This window comes from Leuconostoc sp. BM2 (assembly GCF_002095565.1).
In the GTDB taxonomy this organism is placed as follows: Bacteria; Bacillota; Bacilli; order Lactobacillales; family Lactobacillaceae; genus Leuconostoc; species Leuconostoc falkenbergense.
Window position 1 is genome coordinate 1 of record NZ_MOWQ01000071.1, and the last position, 2,617, is coordinate 2,617.

General features: G+C 34.0%; 4 protein-coding genes. All 4 read left to right on the top strand.

What is annotated here, in order from left to right; translation table 11 throughout:
* Positions 1 to 287: 287 nt before the first annotated feature.
* Entirely contained in the window at positions 288 to 656 is a 369-nt protein-coding gene (locus BMG01_RS10250) for a helix-turn-helix domain-containing protein (protein ID WP_004910681.1), read from the top strand.
* Positions 657 to 1,088, top strand: a complete 432-nt coding sequence (locus tag BMG01_RS10255) for a hypothetical protein (RefSeq protein WP_036066331.1) — start codon at positions 657 to 659, stop codon at positions 1,086 to 1,088.
* A gap of 388 nt (positions 1,089 to 1,476) precedes the next feature.
* Positions 1,477 to 2,286, top strand: coding sequence for a hypothetical protein (locus BMG01_RS10260; RefSeq protein WP_004910676.1), 810 nt, complete (start codon positions 1,477 to 1,479; stop codon positions 2,284 to 2,286).
* Between the two features lie 185 nt (positions 2,287 to 2,471).
* Positions 2,472 to 2,617: GIY-YIG nuclease family protein (locus BMG01_RS10265; protein ID WP_143472299.1), on the top strand; the 146-nt coding region annotated here is incomplete at its 3' end.

Genomic DNA, 2,617 nt, shown 5'->3' on the forward strand with positions numbered 1-2,617 from the left:
GCTTCGTTAAATAATGCGTTTGATACTGTCATGATAATTTCTCCTATCTCGTTGCTTTTATAGTGGTTCACTCTTGCACTTAAATGTATCTATTTGCCTTTAATTGACCTGTATTGTCTGGTATGATATGTGTATATACTAATCAGTTACAAAGTATTTGTTTATTTAATAATCATTCAATAAATAAACTATAACCAATGATTAGTTACTAAACAATACAGTTTATAATTTCTTAATTTAGTTTTATTTTTTACTAAGCTCTTAATAATTTCTTAAAGGTATCTACTATGTCTATCACTGCTAACCGTATAAAAGAATTACGCAAACAAAAAAAGCTCACTCAAAGTGAACTTGCTAAAAAAATTAATGCCTCTCGTATGGCGATTGCTAACTACGAGACTGACCGTAATAACCCCTCTTATGCCATGCTCTCACTGATTGCTGACGCCTTAGATACCACAGTGGACTATTTACAAGGCAAGACAGACAGCCCGCTTAAAACGCCTCACAATGGCTCTGATGACGGGGATGATAAAAAGCACGTAGATTTAGCTGATGATGAGTTAATTATGTCTTTTGAGGGTAAAGAACTATCAGAGGACTATAAGCAAGCCATTATCGCAATGTTAAAAACTATGCGAGAGGGCAAACAATAAATGTATGAATATCTAGACTACAGTTCGCCTCTCGAATACTTTGATGATGTTATTGTGAAATATAATGTTGAACGTTCAACTCATAACCGAATAAATGTCGTTGAAGTTCATGGCCATGAATATGATCCAGACGTTGCATCCCCTTTTGACAATACAATCATCATTAACCCCAACTTCAAAACAAAGTTTTCACTACCATTCCGAAAATTCCATGAATTACAGCATGTTTTGAATGGTGAACAGCATAAAACTTATGCATTCTCACCTTTGGCCAAAAGTGATGCTGAAATTAGTGCTAATTCTTATGCGTTTAAAATGTTAGCTGATTTCTACTTTGACGAGAATACAAACAGATACAGTAAGCTTTATGACTTCATGGCGTACTTTGGTATACCTATGTCGCTTGAAAGTGCTGTACTGAAGAATATATAGGAGTTGACACTATGACATCTTTTTTTCTAGCACTACCTTTTCTTTTTTCTGGTACAACCTTTATTACACTATCCAAGCGAGATAACAACAAACAATATCAGATTGCAGGAATACTACTTACTGTAGCCGGATTAATCTTGTTGTTGGTATCAATGTTTAACCATTAATAAATTATAAATAAAAAGCCACCTACTATCAGTAAGTGACTTAAAATGAAAAAATAACTTGTTATCTTAACAAGGGAGCCTGCTCTGTGATACGCTTCCCTGTGCAAACTATGGGCGGGGATGATTACAATAAAACTTTTAGAGCAAGCTTAATCCGTTTGCAAATACTGTTTTAAACCATATATGTACAACACTATTTTGGAGATTGGGAGATCTTATTTATGCGTATTTTTCTTATAGTTTTGAGAGTACTACAAATTATTTATGCACCTATTTTTTTAATGATAGGCGTACTGACGTTTAAACAAAACTTTTTTTTGAGCTTATCAATGATATTTGGAAGCTCAGTATGGTTACTACATATTTTCAAAAACAAAATTAGCATCCCCGTTAAACTACAACCTTTTTTCAAGAGATGGTATCTGACATTTTTCCCGTTGTTTTTTATTGGAATAATATTTTCCCCTCACACTAAGAGCTCAGACCAACCATCACAAACTGAAACCATTTCACAATTAACTACCTCAACGTCAAAGTCAACTAAAAAAGAAAACGTTACATCCAAAAGTTCATCATCCGTTTCTTCCGCACCTCAAAAAAGCTCATCGTCTGTTTCTTCGATATCTCAAAAAAACTCCTCATCTTCTTCAAGCAGTGCCTCGTCTGCAACAAGCACATCTAAGTTAGAAACAAACGAACATATAACAATAACAAAAAATCAAAATGATTTAACTGTTAGCGGTGATTACACAAATTACATTGGTAAATCACAGAGTCCCGAAAACATATCCTTTAAAGTTAGCGATGTAAAACTGAGTGATGGTGATTACCATATTGAATGGCAACCGGGTTTTTGGTCGGGTTCAGACCCAGATTATGCGTATGCAACAATCACGCTTAATAATGATAAAAATAATTTAATTCAAGTAATGAAAGATGAACCTCAGAACTTAAATATTAAAAATTCCGATATTATCAATATTCAAATGTTTGGTAAGGGTACAGGCGACACCTTAAAGTTCAGTAAATAAAAGTGGGTCATTATAATGAAATTTTTAATAAATTTGATATTAGTATTTGCGACTGGCGGTATATGGCTAATTGTCATGTTGGTTTGGTATCTAACACACCAAAAAAGATAATAAAAAAGCACTCACAGGGTGCGTACATACGTGCCAAGCGTTCACGTTAAAAAGTTTGGAAAGTATTTCTTGCTATGACAGATATTGGTTACGTATACGCCCTTGAAAACAAATCATTTCCGGGCTACATCAAAATTGGTCAAACTACCAATCTTGACAACAGGCTAAAGCAATTTAATAACACGGGTATTCCAGATAGTAAGCCTACATTGCTACTATT